This window comes from Pseudofrankia sp. EUN1h (genome assembly GCF_001854645.1).
Classification (GTDB): Bacteria; Actinomycetota; Actinomycetes; order Frankiales; family Frankiaceae; genus Pseudofrankia; species Pseudofrankia saprophytica.
Window position 1 is genome coordinate 1 of record NZ_MBLN01000072.1, and the last position, 22077, is coordinate 22077.

Annotated in this window: 19 protein-coding genes; 5 read left to right on the forward strand and 14 right to left on the reverse strand. The window is 69.2% G+C overall.

Going from position 1 to position 22077, the window contains the following annotated elements:
• Nucleotides 1-245: 245 nt before the first annotated feature.
• A complete protein-coding gene (gene rpoD, locus BCD49_RS27725; protein WP_007510895.1) occupies nucleotides 246-1403 on the forward strand; it encodes an RNA polymerase sigma factor RpoD in 1158 nt (385 codons plus the stop codon).
• A 1339-nt stretch (nucleotides 1404-2742) separates the two neighbouring features.
• Here the strand turns inward: rpoD and BCD49_RS44330 are convergent.
• On the reverse strand, nucleotides 2743-3138 hold the full coding sequence (locus BCD49_RS44330) for a hypothetical protein (RefSeq protein ID WP_007510896.1): 396 nt from the start codon (nucleotides 3136-3138) through the stop codon (nucleotides 2743-2745).
• 168 nt (nucleotides 3139-3306) lie between these two features.
• On the opposite strand from BCD49_RS44330, the gene BCD49_RS27735 reads away from it, so the two are divergent.
• Entirely contained in the window at nucleotides 3307-4011 is a 705-nt protein-coding gene (locus tag BCD49_RS27735) for a MaoC/PaaZ C-terminal domain-containing protein (protein ID WP_232794126.1), read from the forward strand.
• 53 nt (nucleotides 4012-4064) lie between these two features.
• Here BCD49_RS27735 and BCD49_RS27740 read toward each other — a convergent pair whose 3' ends face one another.
• The 13 genes from BCD49_RS27740 to BCD49_RS27800 form a co-directional block, all read right to left on the reverse strand.
• On the reverse strand, nucleotides 4065-4388 hold the full coding sequence (locus BCD49_RS27740; protein WP_007510898.1) for a hypothetical protein: 324 nt from the start codon (nucleotides 4386-4388) through the stop codon (nucleotides 4065-4067).
• The gene (locus BCD49_RS44335) at nucleotides 4385-4963 is read right to left on the reverse strand and encodes a hypothetical protein (protein WP_198536029.1); all 579 of its coding nucleotides are present in this window, start codon (nucleotides 4961-4963) and stop codon (nucleotides 4385-4387) included. Before BCD49_RS44335 ends, BCD49_RS27740 begins: the two co-directional genes overlap by 4 nt.
• A 146-nt stretch (nucleotides 4964-5109) precedes the next feature.
• Nucleotides 5110-6018 (reverse strand): SDR family NAD(P)-dependent oxidoreductase, encoded by a 909-nt coding sequence (locus BCD49_RS27750; RefSeq protein WP_007510900.1) that lies wholly within the window; start codon nucleotides 6016-6018, stop codon nucleotides 5110-5112.
• Nucleotides 6011-6919 carry a TIGR03619 family F420-dependent LLM class oxidoreductase gene (locus BCD49_RS27755; protein WP_071042069.1) on the reverse strand — a complete coding sequence of 303 codons (909 nt, stop codon included), beginning with the start codon at nucleotides 6917-6919 and terminating at the stop codon, nucleotides 6011-6013. The genes BCD49_RS27750 and BCD49_RS27755 overlap by 8 nt, the downstream gene beginning before the upstream one ends.
• Nucleotides 6916-7701, reverse strand: coding sequence for an SDR family NAD(P)-dependent oxidoreductase (locus BCD49_RS27760; RefSeq protein ID WP_007510902.1), 786 nt, complete (start codon nucleotides 7699-7701; stop codon nucleotides 6916-6918). The genes BCD49_RS27755 and BCD49_RS27760 overlap by 4 nt, the downstream gene beginning before the upstream one ends.
• Entirely contained in the window at nucleotides 7698-8210 is a 513-nt protein-coding gene (locus BCD49_RS27765; RefSeq protein WP_007510903.1) for a nuclear transport factor 2 family protein, read from the reverse strand. Before BCD49_RS27765 ends, BCD49_RS27760 begins: the two co-directional genes overlap by 4 nt.
• A gap of 452 nt (nucleotides 8211-8662) precedes the next feature.
• Nucleotides 8663-9358, reverse strand: a complete 696-nt coding sequence (locus BCD49_RS27770) for a TetR/AcrR family transcriptional regulator (protein ID WP_083401734.1) — start codon at nucleotides 9356-9358, stop codon at nucleotides 8663-8665.
• Nucleotides 9359-9449: 91 nt separating this feature from the next.
• Nucleotides 9450-11126: an acyl-CoA synthetase gene (locus BCD49_RS27775; RefSeq protein ID WP_071042070.1), complete on the reverse strand. Its 1677-nt coding sequence runs from the start codon at nucleotides 11124-11126 to the stop codon at nucleotides 9450-9452.
• A gap of 123 nt (nucleotides 11127-11249) precedes the next feature.
• Complete coding sequence (locus tag BCD49_RS27780) at nucleotides 11250-12476, reverse strand: amidohydrolase family protein (RefSeq protein WP_007510907.1); 1227 nt, start codon at nucleotides 12474-12476, stop codon at nucleotides 11250-11252.
• Between the two features lie 41 nt (nucleotides 12477-12517).
• On the reverse strand, nucleotides 12518-13975 hold the full coding sequence (locus BCD49_RS27785; protein ID WP_071042071.1) for a class I adenylate-forming enzyme family protein: 1458 nt from the start codon (nucleotides 13973-13975) through the stop codon (nucleotides 12518-12520).
• Nucleotides 13976-14314: 339 nt separating this feature from the next.
• Nucleotides 14315-15928, reverse strand: a complete 1614-nt coding sequence (locus BCD49_RS27790; RefSeq protein WP_007510909.1) for a class I adenylate-forming enzyme family protein — start codon at nucleotides 15926-15928, stop codon at nucleotides 14315-14317.
• A 120-nt stretch (nucleotides 15929-16048) separates the two neighbouring features.
• Nucleotides 16049-17215: an acyl-CoA dehydrogenase family protein gene (locus BCD49_RS27795; protein ID WP_071042072.1), complete on the reverse strand. Its 1167-nt coding sequence runs from the start codon at nucleotides 17213-17215 to the stop codon at nucleotides 16049-16051.
• A complete protein-coding gene (locus tag BCD49_RS27800; protein ID WP_007510912.1) occupies nucleotides 17205-18173 on the reverse strand; it encodes an acyl-CoA dehydrogenase in 969 nt (322 codons plus the stop codon). Before BCD49_RS27800 ends, BCD49_RS27795 begins: the two co-directional genes overlap by 11 nt.
• 151 nt (nucleotides 18174-18324) lie before the next feature.
• On the opposite strand from BCD49_RS27800, the gene BCD49_RS27805 reads away from it, so the two are divergent.
• The 3 genes from BCD49_RS27805 to BCD49_RS27815 all read left to right on the forward strand — a co-directional run bounded on the left by BCD49_RS27805 (nucleotide 18325) and on the right by BCD49_RS27815 (nucleotide 22065).
• The gene (locus BCD49_RS27805) at nucleotides 18325-19530 is read left to right on the forward strand and encodes an amidohydrolase family protein (RefSeq protein WP_232794125.1); all 1206 of its coding nucleotides are present in this window, start codon (nucleotides 18325-18327) and stop codon (nucleotides 19528-19530) included.
• A gap of 106 nt (nucleotides 19531-19636) precedes the next feature.
• The gene (locus BCD49_RS27810; RefSeq protein WP_007510916.1) at nucleotides 19637-20788 is read left to right on the forward strand and encodes an acyl-CoA dehydrogenase family protein; all 1152 of its coding nucleotides are present in this window, start codon (nucleotides 19637-19639) and stop codon (nucleotides 20786-20788) included.
• On the forward strand, nucleotides 20785-22065 hold the full coding sequence (locus BCD49_RS27815; RefSeq protein ID WP_007510918.1) for an acyl-CoA dehydrogenase family protein: 1281 nt from the start codon (nucleotides 20785-20787) through the stop codon (nucleotides 22063-22065). Before BCD49_RS27810 ends, BCD49_RS27815 begins: the two co-directional genes overlap by 4 nt.
• Nucleotides 22066-22077: the final 12 nt, after the last annotated feature.

Below are 22077 nucleotides of genomic sequence, written 5' to 3' on the forward strand. Positions count from 1 at the left end.
GCCGACGGTCAGCGTGACACCCACCCAGCAACCTTCAGCGACGCCAACGTCGGGCTTCGCAGGGCTGGTCTACGCCCTACTCAACCCTTCGTCCTCCACGACACCATCCCCGTCGACGCGCTGACTGCGCGCCCACCTACCCCGTCGTCTCCAGAGCGCGCTGTTCGCAGGAGCGCGGACGTGATCCCTCCTGCGGTTCGTTCTCACGTAGCGTGGTGCTCAGGAGAGGAAGTGATGTTCCGTCCATGGCCACTGGCATCGAGCCGCGAGAGGCCCTCGGGAAGCGGATCAAGGATCTCCTCGTCCAAGGTGGGGACACCGGTGTCGCCGCAGCCGCCGACGTGACGACCACCGGGCAGGTGGCCCGCCTACAGCCTGAGCCGACCGAGGCAGTTGCGGGACTACCCACCGACATCGAGATCGTCGATGCTCCGGACGCGGCCCCCGCCGCGAGCCGGCGGCGTGGGCCTGAGAAGCCGGCAAGCGACGCTCCGGCCACTGACCCGGTGCGGGTGTACCTCAGGGACATCGGGAAAGTCGCCTTGCTGACCGCCGAAGGGGAGGTTGATCTCGCCAAGCGGATCGAGGCAGGGGTGTTCGCTGCCCACAAGCTCGCGACCGCGACGGGTGCGACGACCCCGCGGGAACGCCGCGACCTGGAGGCCGTGGAAGCAGACGGGAACATCGCCAAACGCCGGCTGGTCGAGGCCAATCTGCGGCTCGTCGTGTCGGTCGCGAAGCGTTACGTCAGCCGCGGCATGCCCTTCCTGGACGTTGTCCAGGAAGGAAACCTCGGTCTGATCCGCGCGGTCGAGAAGTTCGACTATGCGAAGGGTTTCAAGTTCTCCACCTACGCAACCTGGTGGATCCGGCAGGCGATTTCCCGATCCCTCGCCGATCAGGCGCGCACCATCCGTATCCCGGTGCACCTCGTCGAGATAATCAACCGGCTGGTTCGTGTCCAGCGGCAGCTCGTGTCCGAACTCGGCCGGGACCCGAGTCCGGAGGAGCTCGCGGCGGAGATGGACCTGACGCCGCAGCGGGTCCGGGAAATCCTCATGATCTCCCGGGAGCCGGTGTCACTGGACACGCCGATCGGCGAGGACGCCAGTGCCCATTTCGGCGACCTCATCGAGGACTCGGACGCGGTCGTCCCGTTCGAGGCGGCCACCGTCGGGCTTTTCCAGGAACAGCTCGACGCCGTCCTGCGTACTCTGCCCGACCGGGAACGGCAGGTCGTCCGGCTCCGGTACGGCCTGACAGACGGTCGTCCCAGAACGCTCGAGGAAGTCGGCCACGAGTTCGGGGTCACCCGCGAGCGCATCCGGCAGATCGAATCGAAGGCGCTCGCGAAACTGCGCCACCCTTCACGTTCGGAGAAGCTTCACGGCTACCTGGAATAGCCCAACCCGGGCTGGCGGCCCTCCCTGAACGCCGCCGCCGAGTTCGTGACCCGCCTCGCACCAGCAGCGGCGGCGGCAGCTCGACCGCGAGCTCGACGGTCACGTTCCGTCGCGTCGATCGCCTACGCGTCGCAGCGACGCAGCGAGGTAGTCCCGAGTCGCGCGGGCAGGAACTTACGTGCGGTTATGGGCACGCCCGGTGGTCCCACTTGTGCATGACACTGGCCCCACTTGGCGATCTTCAACGGGCTTGATCGTGAACGAGTCTTGACCCCGCCCCCCCAACCCTCCTCGCAGCCGGGTGTGGTCCTCGCTCGCCGCAGGCCCAGATCCTTCGTCCTCGCTTCGCTGGGGGCGCTCCACCTGGACCTGTGGCTTCGTCGAGGACGCGGCGGCACCTGGGAGGAGGCAGGGGAGCTGCGCCATAACCACCCGAAGGTGGCATCGCGGAGGTGGGTGTCCATTGACAGCGAAGATGACCCACATCCAAGCCTGGCCAGGGCGGGTCAGATTCGACGACAGGCCTTGCTCGTCACGATCGTGGTAACGGCCGACAGCCTGTCGGTCTGTGCCACTGAAGTTGGCCCTGGCGTGAACTCCGTGACGACCGCCGGCACCAGCCCATTCGCAGACATGGTGATTCGGTCCGGTCCAATTTCAGTGGCACGAACTGCTGGCGGGCCCGAAGGGCGCAAGTATGCGATTTCGCTGGTCAGCGCCCGATCGCGTCCCTTTGATATGCGTGGGGGAGACCACCGGAGCGGTCGATGCGTCTGATCGGCTGCGCTGTTGTCGTCGGGGCTGGGCAGGCGCGTGCGGTGGGTCTGGGCCGCGTCTTTTGGGCTGCCAGGCGATGTCGAGTGGGGGAGGGTGCAGACCGCGTGCGGTCGGCCGCAGCTGTTCCTGATGTGCGCATGCGGCGTGAGCGGCGGATGCGGACAGCCCGCGCTGGCCATGACCGTTGTGGGCGTGGATTGGGCGTGGACGCGCTAACACTGACCGGCACGGGCCAACAGCCGGTATCAAAAAACGCCGACAAGAATTTTGAGAACTGCGACGACATAAACATTTTCCATCATTATTCGGCACGTTCCGGCATTTAATATAGCTGGCTCTTAATCCGCGGGTGCGGCTTTCGGTTCCCGACTAGTGGGCCGGCGCGCAGGTCTGTGAACTGCATGTTTGGATCCGCTAAATGATGATCTTGCCTGCGCTTGATCGTGGTGAGCCCTGGGTGGGCGTGATCTTGTGTTCAGGGCTGGATCACAGTCGTGGCCGTTGTGGCGGCCGGTGGCGGGYTGTGGGGTGAGTCTGCTGGTGATCGTTCGCGTGGCTGGCGTCAGCGAGGGCGAGTTGGCGGGTGGCGACGAGTAAGTAGGACGGTGTAGAACCAGGCCTTGTCGGCGCGGAAGTAGTCGTCGTGGCCGGAGGTGGTGTCGACCGCGTTGGAGGCGATGAGCGCGGCCACGACCATGGCTAGGTAGACCCACAGTTCCGTGGTCTTGTAGGAGGCCTTGGTCTCGGTCGCGAGCCTCGTAGAGCTGGCCGAGGCCGACTGGCGACTTTCGACCTGGTGCGGGTCGGCCCGCAGCTGGCCTTGGCCGTCGAGTAGGAGCGTGACGTGGAGCCAGTGCAGGCCCGAGTGCAGGCGAAGTTCGTCATCGAGCGCACCAGGGCCGACTTCGGTCGGGTGGGCTCGACCCCGAGCGCCCTGTGTTGACCAGTAGTTCCGCATGAGAGGCGGGGCGGTGCTCGGATGACCGAGGCTGGAGTGTTTGTCGGGGAGTCGACGGGGCCTTTTCCGGGATCTCTGGATGCCGACCTGATCCGGCGTTACGCCGTGGCTACCGGTGATCGGTCGGCGCGGACGCGGGCCGGCCTGGCAGTGCCAGCGGTCGCGATCGTGACCCAGATCTGGGCGGCGCAGGAGGCCGGCCGAGGGGCGCTGGTCGGCAGGGAGGTACAGGCGTCGGCCTCGGGCGGGGTGCACGGTGAGCACGATGTCGTGCTGCACCGGCCGCTGGTCCCCGGCGAGCCGCTGCGGACCTGGGTGCACGGCTTCGCGGCCCGGCCAGTGGGTCGGAATGCGCTTGTCACGCTGCGCTACTCGACGCTGGACGGGCGTGGCGAGGTTGTCGCCGAGCAGCTGTGGACGACCGTCTACCTGAATGCCACCTGCGGAGCGATCGGACCGCCCGTTCCCGACCATTCCTTTCCTGCCGACGCACGGCAGCGCCCGGTGGGGGAGTACGCGGTGACGGTGGACGCCGACATGCCGCGCCGGTACGCGGAGGTGTCGGGGGACTGGTCGGATCACCACTTCGATGTGGCCGCCGCCCGTCGCGGTGGATTCGACCGGCCGTTCCTGCATGGGCTGTGCACGATGGCGCTGTGTGCGCAGGGCCTCGTCGACGCGGTGGCCGGCGGCGACCCGGACCGGGTCCAGCGGGTCGCGGTGCGGTTCGCCTCACCGGCCTTCGTCGGTGATGATCTGCGGGTCGGTATCTACGAGGCCGGTCCGTTCCGCTACGCATTCGAAGCGGACTCCGCCGGAAGCCCGGTAGTCACGCACGGCCGGTTGGAGCTGCGCGGCGATCGAGTTCGATGAAGAACGGCACGTACGGCCTGGCGAATGTAACTGCGTCGAGGGTGAGGAGCCGTTCAGGTGCGGAGCCCGATCTCGGTGAGGGGCGGTGGCTGGGCGCCGGCGACCGGCGTGGCGGTCTGCTCGAACAGGTAGCAGGCGGTGACCTCGACGCTGTCGGGGTAGGCGGTCGACCGCAGGATCTCGGCGAGTGCCAGCGTGTGCTGCAGCGCGGCCTTGTAGCCGCCGGTGAGATGTACGTCGACGGTGCGTGGCTGGCCTGCTGGCAGCTGGGCGGTGGCCGAGCGGACGGCCCGCAGGACGTCGCCGATCCCGAACGTCGCCAGRCTGAAACCTCGCTCGATGTGCGGGGCGAGGCCGGTGATCCGTACCACGGTCACCCGTCCGCGGGCGAGCGGGTAGTGCCAGGCCGTTTGCGTGAGGCCTTGTCCGGTCGCGGGCGTCGGCACCTGGGGGTGGCGGCGATGTCGACTCTGTCTGGGTCTCCGCCGGCCAGGAATGTGGCCACGAGCAGCGCGGCGCACATTCCGTCTGTGGTCTGGGTCGCGAGCACCACGGCCGCGTCGTCGGGATCGAGCAGCGTCGGCATAGATGTGCCGGTGATCTGGCGGCGGCGGGCGGCGAGTGTGGACACCTCGGCGCTGACCTGAGGCGCCCAGCCCGGGAGGGTCAGGTCGCTGGCGGGTATGGGGAACTGTGCCCGCCATGGGCGGCGACGCTGGCCGGCGGGTCGGTGGCGCCCGCGTGGCTGGTGGCCGCGGCAGGGTCGCTGGGCCAGGGTGGCCAGCAGCATCCGATCGAACGGGGCGTACCGCGGCCGGGCGACCTGGCGATGCAGCACCGCCATCTGATGGCGCAGGACGGCGATCTCGACGTCCTTCTCGTCCGGCCGACCACCGAGACCGGCCGCACCGAGCAGCCTACGGATCAGCAGGAACACGACGGTCGACACCATGGCCCGCATGATCCCTGACGCGTTCGACCAGCTCAGCACCCCTGACCGTCCATTCGCACCCCACAGGCCCTCGAAGACAAGTATTGGGCAGCCACAGGAATGTCCTGAACGAGGTTTCAGCGGCAGGTGAAGGTGACGGCGGCGGGTTACAGGGTGTCGTTCAGGAGTTGGCTGGGCACCAGTTCGTCGAGTTCCTCCTGGGTCCAGGGGGGTGAGGTGCGTGGGTCGCCGCGGAAGATGGAGCGTTCGTCGCGGTAGGGGGACCAGACGCTGATCTTGTTGCCGCCGCTGTTGAAGACCTTGCCGGTGACGGAGGCGGCGACGTCGGAGCAGAGCCAGGCGACGATGGGGGACATGTGGCTGGCCGGTCCGGGTCCGGCCTGGATGTCCTCCCACATCTTGTCGCTGATCTTTCCGTCGCGGTGTGCCTGTTCGAACTGGGGCACCACGAGTTGGGAGAGTCGGCTGGTGGCTCCGGGTGCGAGGCAGTTCGCGGTGACGCCGCGGTGTTGGTACTCCTGGGCGATGGCCTTGGTGAAGGAGATCACTGCGCCCATCGCTCCGGCGAAGATCGGATTGCCGAGGGTTCCGCGCGCGCCTTCGGAGGTGGTGGTGATGAACCGGCCCCAGCCGCGTTCGGCCATCCCTTCCACGGTCGCGCGCGCCAGCCAGAACTTCTGGGAGAGGAAGAGGTCGACGAAGCGGTGGTAGGTCTCGTCGGAGGCGGCCAGGTCGCCCTGGAAGACCGCGCCGGCGCAGGCCACCACGATGTCGACGGGGCCGAAGGCCTCCTGGGCGACGCGCACCGCGTTCTCGCATCCGGCCGCGGTGGCGACTGAGTCGTAGCTCGGCTCGGCCTTGCCGCCGGCGGCGCGGATCTCCTCGACGGTGCCGTCGGCCGCGGAGCGGCTCTGTCCCTGCGCGAACTCGTCGGTTCCGAGATCGTTGACGACGACGGACGCGCCCTGGGCGGCCAGTGCGAGCGCGCAGCCCTTCCCGACGCCGTTTCCGGCGCCCGTCACCAGTGCGACCCTGCCCTGCAGTCTGTCACCCATGTGACCCGTCCCTTCTCTGCGACGATGTCTGTTTCTGGCTGTTGATGGCGGCGAGTGCCTCGAGCTGTTCGAGGTAGTGGGCCAGCGAGTGGTGGACGAACCTGGCGGAGGCGATGGTGGCTCCGGAGGCGGCCAGCACGGCGAGCCCTTCGCGCGCGGCATCCGGTTCCTTGATCGGGTCCAGCGGGTTCTCCGGGCCCAGCACGATCTCGAAATCCACGGGGAGCTCCTCCCGCTGGATCCACTCGTGTGCCTGCGCCGGGGTGATGCCGAAKGGGCACCATCCGTCCGCCAGGGCGACTGCCCGCCGCAGCGACCGCGGCGTGCGGCCACCGACCCACAAGGGCAGCCGTTCCTGCACGGCGCAGGGATCCACCAGGAGGCCGCCGAAGGCGTAATAGTCGCCCTCGTAGGCGGGGGTGAACTGGGAGAGCGACGCGCGCAGCGCGCGCAGCGCGTCGTCGGCCCGTGCCCCGCGGTCGGCGAAGGGCACATCGAGGAGATCGAACTCTTCCTTGAGCGTGCCCACACCGACACCGAGGACCACGCGGCCGCCGCTGATCACGTCGAGGGTGCCGTAGCTCTTGGCGATCTCCAGCGGGTGGTGGTAACCGAGGACCAGCACGCTGGTGGCCAACCGGATGCGCTCGGTGCGGGCAGCGAGGTAGCCGAAGGTCGCCAGTGGGTCGAAGTAGCGGGCGCCGCGGCGGACCGCMTCGGTGGCCGGGACACCGACGTGCTCGCTGCAGGTGAGGTGGTGGTAGCCGAGCCGGTCGGCGGCCTGGGCTATGCGGGCCACGTCGTCGATGGTGGCGGTCTCCTCCCAGCGGGCGTGGGCGCCGGGGAGCATCGTGACGACGGGCGTGGGAACAGACAGCTGCAGGGCGGGTGCGCCGCTCATCCGAGCATCACGCCGCCGGCGTCGACGATGATGGACTGCCCGGTGATGGTGCGGCTCTCGTCGCTGACGAGGAACAGCGCGGTGTTGGCGACGTCGGTGGTGCTGGAGATGTCGCGCAGCGCCGTCCCGGACAGCACCGTCGCGCGGCGGTCGTCGTAGTCGATGCCCTGCTCGGTGGCGGTGCGCCGTACCCAGTTCTGCCACAGCTCGGTGTCGATGCTGCCGGGCACGAGGCAGTTGCAGCGAATCCCGAACTGGCCGACCTCGTTGGCGACCGTCTGGGTGAAGGCGCGCAGCGCCGTCTTCGCGGTCACGTAGTGGGTCTTGCGGGGCATGCCGCGGAAGCTCGCGGTGGAGGAGAAGTTGAGGATGACGCCCGTTCGGCGCTCGAGCATCGACTGCTTGAGGACTTCCCKGGTGCACAGCATCGCCGCCGTGACGTCGATGCCGATCGTGGCGTTCCAGTTCTCGAGGGTCTGTTCCCAGATCCAGGTGTCCTTGCCGGGCGCGGCGGCGTTGTTGCACATGATGTCGACCTGCCCGAACTCCTTCACGGCGCGGGCGACCATCGCGATCACGTCGTCCTCGTTGGTCACGTCGGCCCGCATCGCGACGGCGTCCGGGCCGCAGGCGGCCGCCGCCTCCTGTACCAGCTCCTCGCGCCGGGCGGAGAGGAGCACCTTGGCTCCCTGCTCGACGAAGAGCTTCGCCATCACGGGCCCGAGGCCGGTGCTGGCGCCGGTGATGATCGCGACCTTCCCGGCCAGGCGTCCGGCGGTCATCGGGCGACCGCCTCGGACAGCTCCCGCAGGGTGGCGCCGAGGAGCTCCCGGCCGGCCCCGGTGTCGTCGAGCAGCCGGTTCGTCCGTCGTCGCACCGCCCAGCCACCGTCGTCGCGGGTCAGATCCCAGCGCGCGGCGCTCACCCGCCACAGGTAGTAACGCCCGTCCGCCTCGTCGCGGCGCATGATCAGCGAATAGGTGATCGCGGTCGCCGTGTCACCGTCGACGTCGATCAGCGGCGGTCCCGCCACGTGGGCGACTCCGGCGTGGATCAGGCCCCGATGTCCGTCGGTCAGCAGCATGGCCTCCACGGCTGCCCGGCCCTCGTAGGGCGTGCCGTTCGCGTCCCAGTCGTAGACGCAGTCCTCCCGCCACACCGACGCGGCCAGGTCGGCGAACCCCGCGTCCGCCGCGGGGCCGTACGACAGGATCAGCCGCCCGATCGCCCGCTCATCCTCGACAGCACGTAACCGAGCCTCCAACGCGGCCAGATCTCCCGCGGCAGCCATGGACACCTCCTCATCCCACGGCGGCACCAGCCACCGCCCAGACCGACTCGCCAGCCCCGTCTGGCTTCCCGCCGGGCCCCGCTCGTGCCCGGCGGGGCAGGAACGGTCCGTCACGAAGTCGCCAAGGGGTGTCGATTAAATATTGACGTCAATATTGAGATACGCCGGTGAACGCTGGCTGCGACGTGCCGCCCAACCCGAGACCGGAGCGTACCCGAGGATGGGACAACATTGCGAGAGTGTCCGATCCTTTCGCATGATGCCGTGGTGCGGCGGCCCGCGCCAGCGACACCGAGGAGCCGGAGGTGCGGGGTGATCAGAGTGAAGACAACGTCGTCAACTACCCGGAACTTCGTTCGGTGCCGGGTGTCCTTCAGGTGCCGGGTGTAACCGGCGAGTGGCTCTACGGCTTGACCGACAGGGGGTTCCCAAGGTCGGCTCCTCGCCGACACTCAGCGCCGGGGGAGGAGCCCGGGCACGACGTAATTCTCGACGAACTCGCGCTTCGCCCGGTCCGGGCGCTGCGTCCACGGTGGTCCCAGCAGCAGCAAGGCCACGGTGTTCATCCACCGGCTCGTCTCTCGGAGGTCGAGATCCCCTCGGAGCTGACCCTCGGCCCGCCACCGGGCCAGGAGCGGGCCGAGATGCTGGTGGAAGGCGTCGACGACCGCCTCGGACCGCAACTCCAGCGAGGTGACCAACCACCGGCTGTCCGTCGCGAACATCGCCTCGTTGAGCGGATCACCCGCCACCAGACCGACCGAATGCATGATCAGATCGACGACGGACCGAGCCGCGTCGTCCGGGTGCTCCAGCATCCCGAGGACCCGCCGCATCCCGGCATCGACACGGCTGAGGATCACACCAAGAACCAGCTCGTCGCGCGACCTGAAATAGCGATAGACCGTGGACCTGGCCACCGCGGCTTCCCTGGCGACATCATCGACCGTCAGCCGCGTCGTGCCCCGAGCAACGAGACACCGCCCCGCCGCCGCCACCAGACGACGCCTCGCCTCATCGTCATCCACGAGCGCCGTCTCGCTACCCCACCGCACCCGGCCCCCCGAACCCACGCCGGACGACCTGGCCTTCTCGGACGACACAACGCCCGATCCTACGAGACCCCCACGTAGCGTCGTTGCGATCATGCTGCGACACGCTCCACCCAGGAGGACCGTGGTGACCGCTGGCGACGTCCCAGGTTGGTGCATCCGGCCGGCCCGGCGCATCGCGGCCTGTTCAACTCGCCGCGGCGGCGACCTTGACGGCCCAGCGGTAGTCGGCTTTCCCCGCGGCCGTCCGCTGGACCGCGTCGACGAACACCCAGGCCTTGGGGAGCTTGTAGCGGGCGATGTGCCGGGCGGCTTCCGAAGCGAGATCGCTCTCGGAAACGGAGGCGCCGCGGTGCAGGTGAACGATCGCGACGACCTCCTGGCCCCATCGCTGCGACGGCCGCGAGGCGACCACCACGTCGGAGACGTCGGGATGGGCGATGATCGCTGCCTCGACCTCCTCGCTGAAGATCTTCTCTCCACCCGAGTTGATGGTCATCGAGTCGCGGCCCAGGAGTTTGATCGTGCCGTCGGCGAGCCGCTGGGCGCGGTCGCCGGGTACCACCATCCGCTCGCCGGCGACGATGGGGAAGGCCTGAGCCGTCTTCACCGGATCACCGAGATACCCGAGAGGGATGTCGCCCCGCTTCGCGAGCCAGCCGACCTCGTCGTCTCCGGGACCGAGCACCCGGGCGAAGTCGGCGGACACGACCACAGAGCCCTCGGTGGGCGAGAAGGTGCCGGTCGAACTCGTGCCGCCCGCGGTAGTCGTCTGTACGGCCTGACCGCCCCCTTCTGACGATCCGACGCTCTCGATGAGCCTCACCTGGGGCATGCGGGCGAGCAGCCGTGTTTTCACCGGCGGGGTCAGCGCCGTTCCGCCGGACAGGACCGTGCGTAGCGACGACAGGTCGTAGCTCCCGCGTTCCATCTCCTCGACGATCGGGCGAGCGAATGCGTCGCCAATCATCTGGAGATACGTCACCTTCTCCCGGTGGATAGCGGAGCAGATGTCGGCTGGGTCGAGGCGTTCGACATTGTCCTGGATCACCACGGTCCCGCCCTGGTTCAGGCCGAGAAACGCCGTCCAGTGGCCGGCGCCGTGCATGTACGGGGACGCCGCGAGCACCACCTGTGGTGCGATGTTCGTCGCCGCGAACTCGGCAAGTTCGTCGAGTGTCCGCCACGGTTGCCGGGTGAGCGGGTTCCGTCCTCCCATGGCCGTGCGATGGATGTCGGCCTGTCGCCACAGGACGCCCTTGGGCATCCCGGTGGTGCCGCCGGTGTAGACGAGGTACAGGTCGTCGGGGGACCAGTCCGGCGCCCACTCGGGCAGGGTGGCGGGGGCCTGGGCGAGTGCCTGCTCGTACCACTCGGAGCCGGGGAGCAGCTCGTTGCCGGAGCCGTCGGCCACCTGCAGCCGGACCCRCAGTTCAGGCAGATCGGGCAGCACCTCGGCCAGCGTCGGAGCGAATGCCGAGTGGTACACGACTGCCTTCGCGGCGCTGTCCCGAAGGACGTGGCGCAGTTCCTCGGCGACGTATCGGTAGTTCACGTTCACCGGGACGACCCGTGCCTTGAACGCCCCGAGCATCGCCTCCAGGTACTCGTTGCCGTTGTAGGCGTAGACGGCGAGATGATCCTGGTGGGATTCGTGCGTGCTCGGTCCGCCGTGTCCCGTCGGGCGAGCGCCGAGGCCGCGATCGGCCAGGACGTGCGCGAGCTGCCGGGTGCGGGCGGCCAGCTGCGCGTGGGTGAACCTCCGGTCGCGGAAGACGATCGAGGCTCGATCGGGTACCCGCTCGGCAACGGCTTCGTTCACCGTCGCGAGGTTGTATTGGGGTGTCGTCGTCTCGGTGGTCATCGGCGCCTCGGCACGGTGTCGACGTTGACATTGATGTGATCGGCGGAAAATTCGATCTTGGTCGGGACCGGGAAAGTTTCGATGCCGCCCACTCACCCTCCAACCCGGTGCGTCAAATCACCGTCAGAGCACCTTTGCCAGTGGGTCGACACCCATGATCGTGGACAGGTTCCCGCCCATGATCTTCCGCTGTGCCGGCTCCGGCAGGCCGTCGATCTCGTCGATGAACGTGACCGGGTCGAACAGGCCCTCCGGGTGCGGGTAGTCGGACCCGAAGAGCACATTGTCGGCGCCCAGGACGTCTACCAGCCCCAGGACGTCCTCCTCGTGGAAGGGATGGACGAAGACGGACCGCCGCCAGGTCACCATCGGGTCTTCGTCGAAGAGGTCTGGCTGGCGGTCGTAGATCTTCTCGAACTGCGCGACCAGCGGGCGGACCCAGGAGCTTCCGTTCTCGACCGGCATGAAGCGCAGCTTCGGGAAGCGGGTCGCCAATCCGTGTCCGATGATCGACGTGACGACATCCTTGATCGTGCGGTGTTCGTTGGCCACCACCGCGGTGAAGGCGGACATCTTCGTCTTGAACGGCAGGAACTCCGAACGGTATCCCTCCCACTCGTTCAGGTAACGCTGGAATCCGTCGTCGGAGGCGTGCATGCCGACGGCGACGCCTGACTCCTCGACCCGCTTCCAGAAGGGGTCGAACTCCGGCAGAGCGAAGGACCGGCGCCGTCCGCTGTCGCTCGGGACGGGCGCGGGACGGACCAGGATCGCCTTCGCGCCCCGCTCGACGACCCAGTCCAGCTCCCGTATCGCCTCGTCCAGCAGCGGCAGCGTGATGATCGGAGTCGGGAAGATCCGGTTCTCGAAGTTGAACGTCCAGTGCTCGTGCATCCACTGGTTCAACGCTCGGACCACGACGACGGTGGCCTCGGCGTCGTCCGCGAGGCGCTCCTCGAGCAGGCTCGCCAGGGTCGGCCACATCATCGCCCGATCGATGCTGAGCTCGTTCATGAGCTCGAGGCGGTCCGCCGGGTTGAAGTAGGCCGGGATCGACGGGACGTGCCGCGGCGGCGGGGCGACCTCGATGTCGCCGGCCTTCGTCTTCGACGACGGGTTCTTCAACCGGAACTCGAGTTCCTGCGCTCCCGGCGGCGCGACCACGTTGAAGGTCGGGTTCGGGATGTACTCGGAGATGGTGTTCTTGAGGGCGATCTTCGTCCGGCCGTTCACCTCAACGTACTTCACGAGCCCGGCGTGGGTCGCCGGAAGGTATTTGGTGAACGCGTCCGTGGTCTCGTACATGTGATTGTCGGCGTCGAACACCGGAAACGCGATGGATCTCGACATGACGGCCTCCTGGGAGAAGTGTGGAAGAACGGCTGGGCGGTTCAGCCGCCGCGGGCCTGGACGAGGGTGCCGCGGTTGACCTTGGTGGCCTCGCTGCGGGGGATCGCGTCGACGATCTCGATGGTCTTGGGAACCTTGTAGGGGGCGAGGCGGCTCTTGGCGTAGCCGATGATCTCGGCCGCGGCCGGTGGGGCGCCCGGGTGGGTGGGTTCGATGATGGCGTGGACGCGGCGGCCCCATTCGGGATCGCGGAGCCCCACGACGACGATGTCGGCGATGTCGGGATGGTCGATGAGGGYGGCCTCGACCTCGGCGGGGTAGACGTTGGCGCCGCCGGTGATGATGAGGTCGACGCGTCGGTCGATGAGGTGGAGGTAGCCCTCGGCGTCGAGATAGCCCATGTCGCCGGCGGTCTGGAAGCCGTCGTGCGTCGTCTTCATGCGGGGGGCATTGCCGAGGTACTGGTAGCCGCGAGAGGAGGCCGACCGCAGGTAGATCTCCCCGACCTCGCCGGAGGGCAGTTCGGTGCCGTCGGCATCGAGGACGCGTACCTCGGTGCCGGCGAAGCCGCGGCCGACGCTGCCGGGATGGTTCATCCATTCGTCGCCGCGTAGCGCGGTGAGGCCGAGTCCCTCGGTCATGCCGTAGGCCATGAGGATCCGCTCGGCGCCGATCAGCTTCGCCCACCGGTGCACCAGGGAAGCCGGCATCGGCGCCGCGCCCTGCATGATCCAGTGGATGCTGGACAGGTCGCGGCCGTCGATTCCGGGGAGGTCGGCAATCCGCTGGAGCATGGTCGGCGTGGCGGTGAAGTGACTGATCCGGTGCCGCTCGATGACGTCGACGACACGCGTCGCGTCGAATTTCTCCATCAGGACCAACTGGTCACCACCGAGCAGGTTGTGCAGGGTCGTGAAACCGTTGGCGTGGTACATCGGCGCGGGCACGAGGATCGTCTGGGGACGGGGCACCGGTCCCCACGACTGTGCGAACGGCGTGGCCAGCCTTTCGTCGTACAACGACGGCCGGCTGGTCAGGATCACCTTCGGCGTGCCGGTCGAGCCGCTGCTGCAGATGCCGTTCACCTGAGGTGAGACCCTGTCAGGCAGCTCCGGAACAGGTGCCTGTGCCGTCGCGTCGATCCAGTCGAGGTCGGTCGCGCTCAGGTAGATCCGCGGCGCGATGACCTCTCGGACTCGGGCCAGCTCCCAGTCGGGTACGTCCCAGCGCACCGGTACCGGTACCGCGCCGACCTTCCAGGCCGCCAGCGCGGCCACCACGAACTGAGGCGTGTTGCGCAGACCGAGTGCCAGGTTGTCGCCCAGGTCGAGGCCGCGCTCGACGAGCGCGGCGGCGAGCTGGCTCGACCGCCGGTCCAGCCATGCCCAGGTGAACGCCGGCTCACCACCCTCCAACGCGATATGCCGCAATGCGATCTCGTCGGGATGCTCGTCGGCGAGCTGGCGGATGCGGCGGGCGTTACTTACCTCGGACTCCACGAGGTTGTCTCCTATCCGGTTCCAGCGAAGGTCGCGCTCACGGGATCGAGGCGCGGCTTGACCGGCTCCTCGACGGCGAAGGCGCCGCTGCCCGCTCGGCTCGGGACGTCGCGAGTCATCGTTCTCGAAGTCGAGGTTGACGTCAACATAGAGTCCCGCGCAAGCGACTCCACATGATCGCCCGTAGGTGGTGGCGATCCCGCGTCAGTGTGGATCTCTGGTCGCGTGCCCAGGCCCGGGCCCGTCCGCCGCCGCAGACCGTCACCGCGGCGACCAGGATCGCCGCCATGACCTTCGGTTGCCGGCTCCGGACCGCTATCTCGTCCGCCTCCGGGCTGTTTACGCGCGGCGTAGGCGGGCAGCCAGGTCGTTGGTCTTGGCCGGGGACTCCATGACCAGTCGCGAACGGATGACCTTTCCGGAGGCGGTCCGGGGGAGTGGTCCGTCCCAGCGGGCCAGTTGCTCGGGCAGCTTGCGTTTGGCGATTCCCCACGAGAGCAGGTGCGCGACGACGTCGTCGAGGGTGACCGCGGTGTCATCGGCTTCCAGCACGGCCACCGCCAGTCGCTCGCCGGTGTCCGGGTCGGGCATGGCGAAGGAGGCGTACTCCTCGACGCCTGGAAGCGCCGCCAGCGCGGCGTCGATCTCGGTCAGCGAGATCTTCAGGCCGTTGCGGTTGACGACCTCCTTGAGCCGGCCGACGACGGTCAGCCTGCCCCGATGGGCTTCGATCTGGTCACCACTTCGGTACCAGCCGTCTTCGAAGGCGGAACTGTCGTCCGCTGCGTCGAGGTAGCCGAGGAAAAGGCTAGGCCCGCGCAGCAGCCCCTCCCGCTGATGGCGCGTGGAGCCGATCCGCAGCTCGCTGCCAGGCATGAGCGCACCGTCATCGGACAGCCGTCGCTCGCGGTCGTCCGTGGCCAGGCTGCCCGAGAAGTTGGGTGCCTCGGACGAGCCGTAGACCCGGGCGATCTCGATGCCGAACGCGTCGGTCGCGAGCTCCAGCAGCGGGCGCGGCAGCATCGCGCCGCCGAGCGCGAGGGTCCGGAGGGTGACGCCGCCGTTCGCGCCGTCGCTGGCGGCGCGCAGCAGGCGTTCGGCGATGACGGGCGCGCCGCCCAGCAAGGTCGCGCCCACAGCCGCCATCCTCCGCAGCGTTCCCCGCGGCTCGAAGCGGTCCTCGAGCGCCAGCGTCGCGTGCTGGTCGGCGGCCAGGTGGACCTGCATCAGGCCGGTGATGCTGGTCAGCGGGCTGACGAGGAACGCCACCGTGCGCTCGTCGGCGGCGGTGATGCGGGCCATGTTGCTGGCGCCGGCGGTCAGCGTGTTCAGCGAATGAGCGACGCCCTTCGGGCGTCCAGTGGTGCCCGAGCTGAACAGGATCACCGCAGCGCGGTCGCGGTCTGGCTCGGCCCTCGGCGTCGATGGCGCCGCCGGAAGCACTGCTGGACGCGGTTCGCCACCAAAGATTTCCAACGGCGTGGTGTCGACGGCGACCAGCCCGTTCTCCAGACGTCCGGCCTCCTCCGAGGAAACGATCACCCGTCGCCGTGCCGGCAGGACGCCGAGCGCGTCCCGGACGTCGGCGACGCCACACCGGCGGTCGAGCACCGCGACCGTCGCGCCGATGCGCAGGAGGGCGTGGTAGGCGATCACGCCATGCCTGGTGTTACCGCTGATCAGGATGACGCCGTCGCCCGCGCCGATGTCTCGTGTGCCGAGCGTGGCGACCCCCTGGACGATCTCCGAGGCCAGCTGCGCCCAGGAGAGCTGCCCTTCACCATCCACCAGCGCCGCCGCGTGGGGACGGCGTTCGGCCGCGGCCTCGATCCCATCCGTGAGGACACGGTTGTCCCAGAGACCGTCCGCCCGATGCCGCAGGACGCGTTCGGAGGCCGCGCGAGGAAAGCTGTCGGGGACAGGCGCCGAAGCCCGTCCGGTTGTGGCGTCCATCTGTCAGTTCCTCCGTTCAACTCGCGGCGTCGCCAGGCTGTGGCCGACATCGTCGTGCGGCACCCGCGCGCTCAGGGCTTCCCGCCGGTGGTCCTGGCAGCCTCGAGGTGGCCAGGCTTGTCACGACCGCGGTAGGCCGAGGAGCTGGCGGCCGATGAGCCCTCGCATGATCTCCGAGGCGCCGCCCGAGATGGTCAGGGCTCGCCCCCAGAGGTAGTTGTGGTGCCATCGTCTCGCGACCTCGACGTCGGCATCGTCGAWCGAGACGGAGGAGGAGATCAGTTCCATCGCGAGGTCGCACAGCGCGACGTTGGTCTCGGTGTAGGCGAGCTTGGCGACGGGGCCGTCGCTGGGGTGCTCGTCGCCCGCCAGTATCCGGTCGACGGTGTCGCGGACGATGAGCGTGACCTCCTCGACGCGGGTGAGGGCGTCCGCGATCCGTGCCTGGACATCCTCGTGCTCCAGCGCGGTCGTGCCGTCGGCCAGCCGGGCGGCCGCGGCGAGCGAGACCAGGTCGGCGAACATGCGCTCGAGCTGTACGGCGTTGGCTCCGACGAAGGCGCGCTCGGAGGCCAGCCCCGACGTCACCACCTTCCACCCGCCGTTCACCTCGCCGAGGACGTGCTCGCGGCCGAGGCGCACCCCGTCGAGGAACACCTCGCAGAACTCCGCGTAACCGGTCATCTCGCGGATGGGTCGGATCTCCATGCCGGGAAGGTCCATCGGGACGACGAACGCGGTGATCCCGGCATGGCGGTCGACCGTGGGGTCCGTGCGGGCCAGCAGCATCCCCATGTCGGCCCATTGCGCGTCGGTGCTCCAGATCTTCTGGCCGGTCACGACGAACTCCTCGCCGTCCGGTTCGGCGCGGGTGCGCAACGACGCCAGGTCGCTGCCCGCGCCGGGCTCGCTGAACAGCTGGCACCAGATGTGCTCGCCGGCGCGGATGCGGGGGAGCAGCTCGCTCTTCTGGGTGTCGGAGCCGAACCCGATGATCGCGTGGCTTGCCAACATCACCTGGTCCAGCGGGCGATACGCGTCGCCGCGGATGAGCTCCTCCATCAGGACGAGGTCGTGGGCGGCGAGGTGGTCGGCCCGGCCGCCCCACTCCCGCGGCCAGCCCCCGCCCAGGTGCCCGGCCTCGTAGAGCGCCCGCAACCAGGCCCGGATCGCCTTCTCCTCGTCCTGGTTCCGGGGGACCCGAACGCCTTCTCCCTGCATGGGTACGCCGTGTTCGGCGATGAAGGACCGGACCTGTTCCCGGTAGGCCTCGACATCAGCGCGCATGGGTCCATCCCTCGAGGTCCGCGAGCGACCGCCGGGCCGCCCGGGGGTTGGCGGCCAACCGGGCGTCCTGATGGGCTCGGCGGTCGTAGAAGTGCAGCCCGTACTCCCAGGTGAAGCCGATCGCGCCGGTGAGCTGGAGCAGGTCGTGCAGGATGAGCGGCGCGCCGGAACTCGCGCTCAGCGACGCCGACGCGGCGGCACGCCGCAGGCGGACGGGATCGGCGCCGAACAACCTGGCCGCCTCACGGACCACGAGTGTCATGCCCCGCACCCGTACCGCGTGGTCGGCGAGACGGTGCTGTACCGCCTGGAAGGCGCCGATCGGCCGGCCGAACGCCTGGCGCTGGCCGGCGTAGGTGACGGCGCGGTCGAGCATCCGGCGCGCGCAGCCGACGGCGTCCGCGGCGAGGAGCAGCTCGTACAGGGCCACGGCGTGGCCGGGGGCCGTGAGCCGGTGGCCGCCGCGCGCGTCCACGGTGACATCGGCGCAGGTCCTGGAGACGTCGAAGTGATGAGGCGCGGTGTCGACCGTCCAGCTGCTCGGATCGACGAACAGCACCAGGCCGTTTCCTGGCTGTTCCAGCAGCAGGGCATCCGATCCTGGCAAGCCGTCGACCAGCCGGGCGAGCCGGCCGTCCGCGCCGAGGTGTCCGAACGCGCAGACCCGTTCGCCGGCGAGGATGCCACCGAGAAGTTCGTCGACGACGGGGTCGTCGGTGATCTGGGCCAGTGCGTGGGCGCTCGCGGTCAGCCCCGCATACGGGCTTGCGTGCAGCGCCGCGCCGAGTTCCATCGCGGTCATCACCGCCGCGTCGACCCGCAGCCCGAAGCCGCCCAGCGGCTCGGGCACGCACAGGCCCGGCACGCCGAGCTCCGCCATCGCCGGCCACGCCAGGCGCCACTCGGTGGCGACGGCGGATGGAAGATCTTGCCGGTCGGTACCGAGCGTCCCGCGCACGGCCTCCCGTAGCTGGTGAAGCTCGTCAGGAGCTGTCGTGGTGGACAGAGCGGCCTCGACTTTCGGTACCCAGGAACCTCGACATTGGTATCGACTTCGATATTCTGGCGACGCCGGGCCCGGCGTCAAGCCGCGCGCCCGATGATCGACCGTGGACGAGAGGCCGACCGGGATGAACCAGGCAGCTCCGTGGATCTTCGACTTCGACAACCACTACTACGAAGCGGAAGACGCGTTCACGCGGTACCAGGACCGGGCGCTGCGCAACCGGGGCGTCCGGTGGGCGGGCGTGGACGGGCAGCGGCGGATCCTGATCAATGGAAAGATCAACAACTACATCGCGAACCCGACGTTCAATCCCGTCGCCAAGCCCGGAGCTCTCTACGACTGGTACCGGGGTAACCCGCGCCGGCAGCAGATCAGGGACGCGTTCGGTGAGCTGGAGCCGCTGCGGCCGGAGTACCGCGACCGCAAGGCCCGCCTCCAGGTGATGGACGAGCAGGGGCTGGCCGGCACGCTGCTGTTCCCGACGCTCGGCGTCGGCGTCGAGGACGCGCTCAGGCACGATCCGGAGGCCTGCGCCAAGGTCTTCGAGGCGTTCAACCGGTGGCTCGACGACGACTGGGGCTTCCGCTACGAGGACCGGCTGTTCGCCGTGCCGTGCATCCCCCTGCTCGACCCGGCGGCCGCCACCGGGGAGCTGAGGCGCGTGGTCGAGGCCGGGGCCGTGGCCGTGAACGTCCGCAACGCGCCGGTGCCGGTGCCCGGTGGCTTCCGCTCGCCCTTCGACCCGGCCTACGACCCGTTCTGGGGGCTCGCCGCCGAGGCTGGCATTCCCGTGGCGACGCACGCCGGGCTCGACGGCTACGACGCCCTGGTCCAGATGTGGGAGCCGGGCGGCGAGGAGAACTCGCTGTTCCGCTCTCCGCTGCGCGGCATCGTGACCAAGGGCCGGGCGGTCAGCGACTTCTATGCCGCCGCGGTGTGCCACAAGGTCTTCGACCGTTTCCCCACCCTGCGGTTCGCGAGCGTCGAGAATGGCGCGTCCTGGGTTCCGGAGCTGCTGCACCGCCTCGACGACGCCGCCAACCGCAACCCGGGCTACTTCCGCGACCACCCGCGGGAGGTCTTCGGTGAACATGTGTGGATCACGCCGTTCTGGGAGGACCACATCGACGAGCTCGTCGCCGACGTGCGCGTCGACCGGCTACTGCTCGGTTCGGACTGGCCGCATGCCGAGGGCACCCGCGCACCGGCCGACTTCGTGACCGAGTCGCTCGCTGGCCTGCCGGACGAGGACGTCCGACGGATCGCGCGGGAGAACGCGCTCGAGGCACTGGGGATCTCGCTCGGCTGAACCGGCCGGAAACGGCGGGACGACACCACGCCGGCCCGGACCGGAGACGGTTTGGCGGTACGCGCGGGGACTGGGGCCGGTGGGATCCGGCCGAGTGGAGGATCTGATGAAGGTAGGACTGGCCGCGGAGCAGGAGCTTCTGGTCAGCACGACGCGCAGGTTCCTGCGGGACACCGTTCCCGGGGATGTCCTGCGCGAGCTTCGGCACGACCAGCGGGGATACCGACCGGAGTACTGGAAGGCCGGGGTCGAGCTGGGATGGACCTCGCTGCTGGTCGCCGAGGAGCATGGCGGCGGAAGCGTGAGYGGCGTGGGCCTGGTCGATCTGGCGTTGGTGGCGTACGAGTTCGGGCGTCATGCGGCGCCCGGGCCGTTGCTGGGGGCGAACGTGGTCGCCGGCGCGCTGTCCCGGGCGGGCGGCGAGGCGGCCGAGCAGGCATTGGACCGGATCTGCGCCGGTGACGCGGTCGGGGCGTGGTGTCTGAGTGAGCCGGTCCCTCATGACCGGTTGGGTGAGGTCACCGCGACGGCTGTGGCCTCGGGTGCGGACTGGGTGCTTTCGGGCGAGAAGGCGCCGGTCGAGCACGGCGCCGAGGCACAGCTGTTCCTGGTCACGGCGAGGACCGGCGACGGGCTGACGCAGCTGCTCGTGCCGGCCGACAGCGCCGGTGTCACGGTCACCCCGTTGAAGACCCTGGACACGTCTCGCAGGTTCGCCCGGGTCGGGTTCCGTGAGGTGCGGGTTGCGGGGGCGGCCGTCGTCGGGAAGCCGGGGGCGGCGGCGGAGGAGGTCGAGCGGCAGTTGCGGACGGCCCTGGTGATCCAGACAGCGGAGATGGTCGGCGCGATGGACCGGGCGTTCGAGCTGACGATGGCCTGGGCGGGTGACCGGTACTCGTTCGGCCGGCCGTTGGCCTCGTACCAGGCGCTGAAGCACCGGTTCGCGGATCTGAAGATGTGGCTGGAGACCAGCCATGCGGTGGCGGACGCGGCCGCGGCCGCGGTGGGGGCCGAGGACGAGCGGGCGGCGGAGCTGGTCAGCGCGGCGAAGGCGTACATCGGGCAGTACGGCCCGGAGCTGTGCCAGGACTGCGTCCAGCTACACGGCGGCATCGGCGTGACGTTCGAGCACGATCTGCACCTGTACCTGCGCCGGGTGGCGGTGGCGAGCGCGCTGCTGGGCACGCCCCGCGAGCACCGGCTGCGCGTCACCTCCCTGGTCGAAGCGAAGAGCGGCGCACGAAAGGTCGAGGCGTGAGCATCGAGGAGACCGAGTCGGTCGAGGACTTCCGGTCGCGTGCACGCGGCTGGCTCGCGCGGAACATGCCGCGCGCCGAGCCGGATGCCACCGGCCGGATGACCGTCCGTCCGGACGAGGAGGAGCTGGCCGAGGTCGCCGAGGAGCGGCGGCTGCAGCGGCTGCTGTGGGATGGAGGCCTCGCCGGCATCTGTTTCCCGAGGCAGTACGGCGGGCTGGGCCTGACACCCGCCCATGCCGCGGCGTTCAACGAGGAGATCGCTGGATACCGGTTCCCGGCGCGGCTGCAGGTGCCGACGATGACGCCGTGCGCGGCGGTCATCCTCGAGTTCGGGACCGAACAGCAGAAGCGAGAGCACATCCCGGCGATCCTGCGGGGGGAGGAGCTGTGGATGCAGTTCCTGTCCGAGCCGGGGTCGGGGTCGGACGTGGCGGGCGCGAAGACGAGCGCCGTGCGCGAGGGCGACGAGTGGGTGATCAACGGCTCCAAGATCTGGACGACCGGGGCGTGGTGGTCGGACTGGGGCCTGTGCCTGGCCCGGACCAACTGGGACGTGCCCAAGCACCGCGGGCTCACCGTCTTCCTGTTGCCGATCCACCAGCCGGGGATCGAGATCTCACGCATCGAGATGCTCGACGGGAACAAGGAGTTCTGCCAGGAGTACCTGACCGACGTCCGGGTTCCCGACAGCGCCCGCGTCGGCGGCGTGGACGACGGCTGGACCGTGGTCACCCGCTGGTTGTTCTTCGAGCGTTCGTTCACCTCGTCGCCGTACACCATCCGTCCGGCCGGAACCGGCGGCGGCGAGAGCTTCTACGGCGAGAACGGCGTCAGCCTGGTCCGGCTGGCGGAACGGGCCGGCCGGCTGGCCGATCCGAGTGCCCGTGACCTGATCGGCGAGGGACACACCCTGAACGTGGCGATGCGCGAGCTGGACCGCCGGCTGCAGGCGGTCGCCGCGGCGGGAAAGGGATCGGACCAGCTCGCGGCGGTCGGGCGGCTGATGCACGGGGTCGTCTCGGCCCGCCTGGCGACCATCGCGTTCGACCTGGCCGGCCCGACCGCGGTGGCCAGCGACGACGACGAAGACGCGCTCGGAAGCCGAGGCATGAGCTATCTGCTCCGCCAGATCGGCTCGATCGGCGGCGGTACGACCGAGATGGCGCGCAACGTCATCAGCGAGCGCGTACTGGGAATGCCACGAGAGACCGCTCTCGACCGCAACGTTCCCTACCGCGAGGTACGCACGGCGCCCTCGTCCGCGTCGCGGCCCTGACGAGTCCCCGGT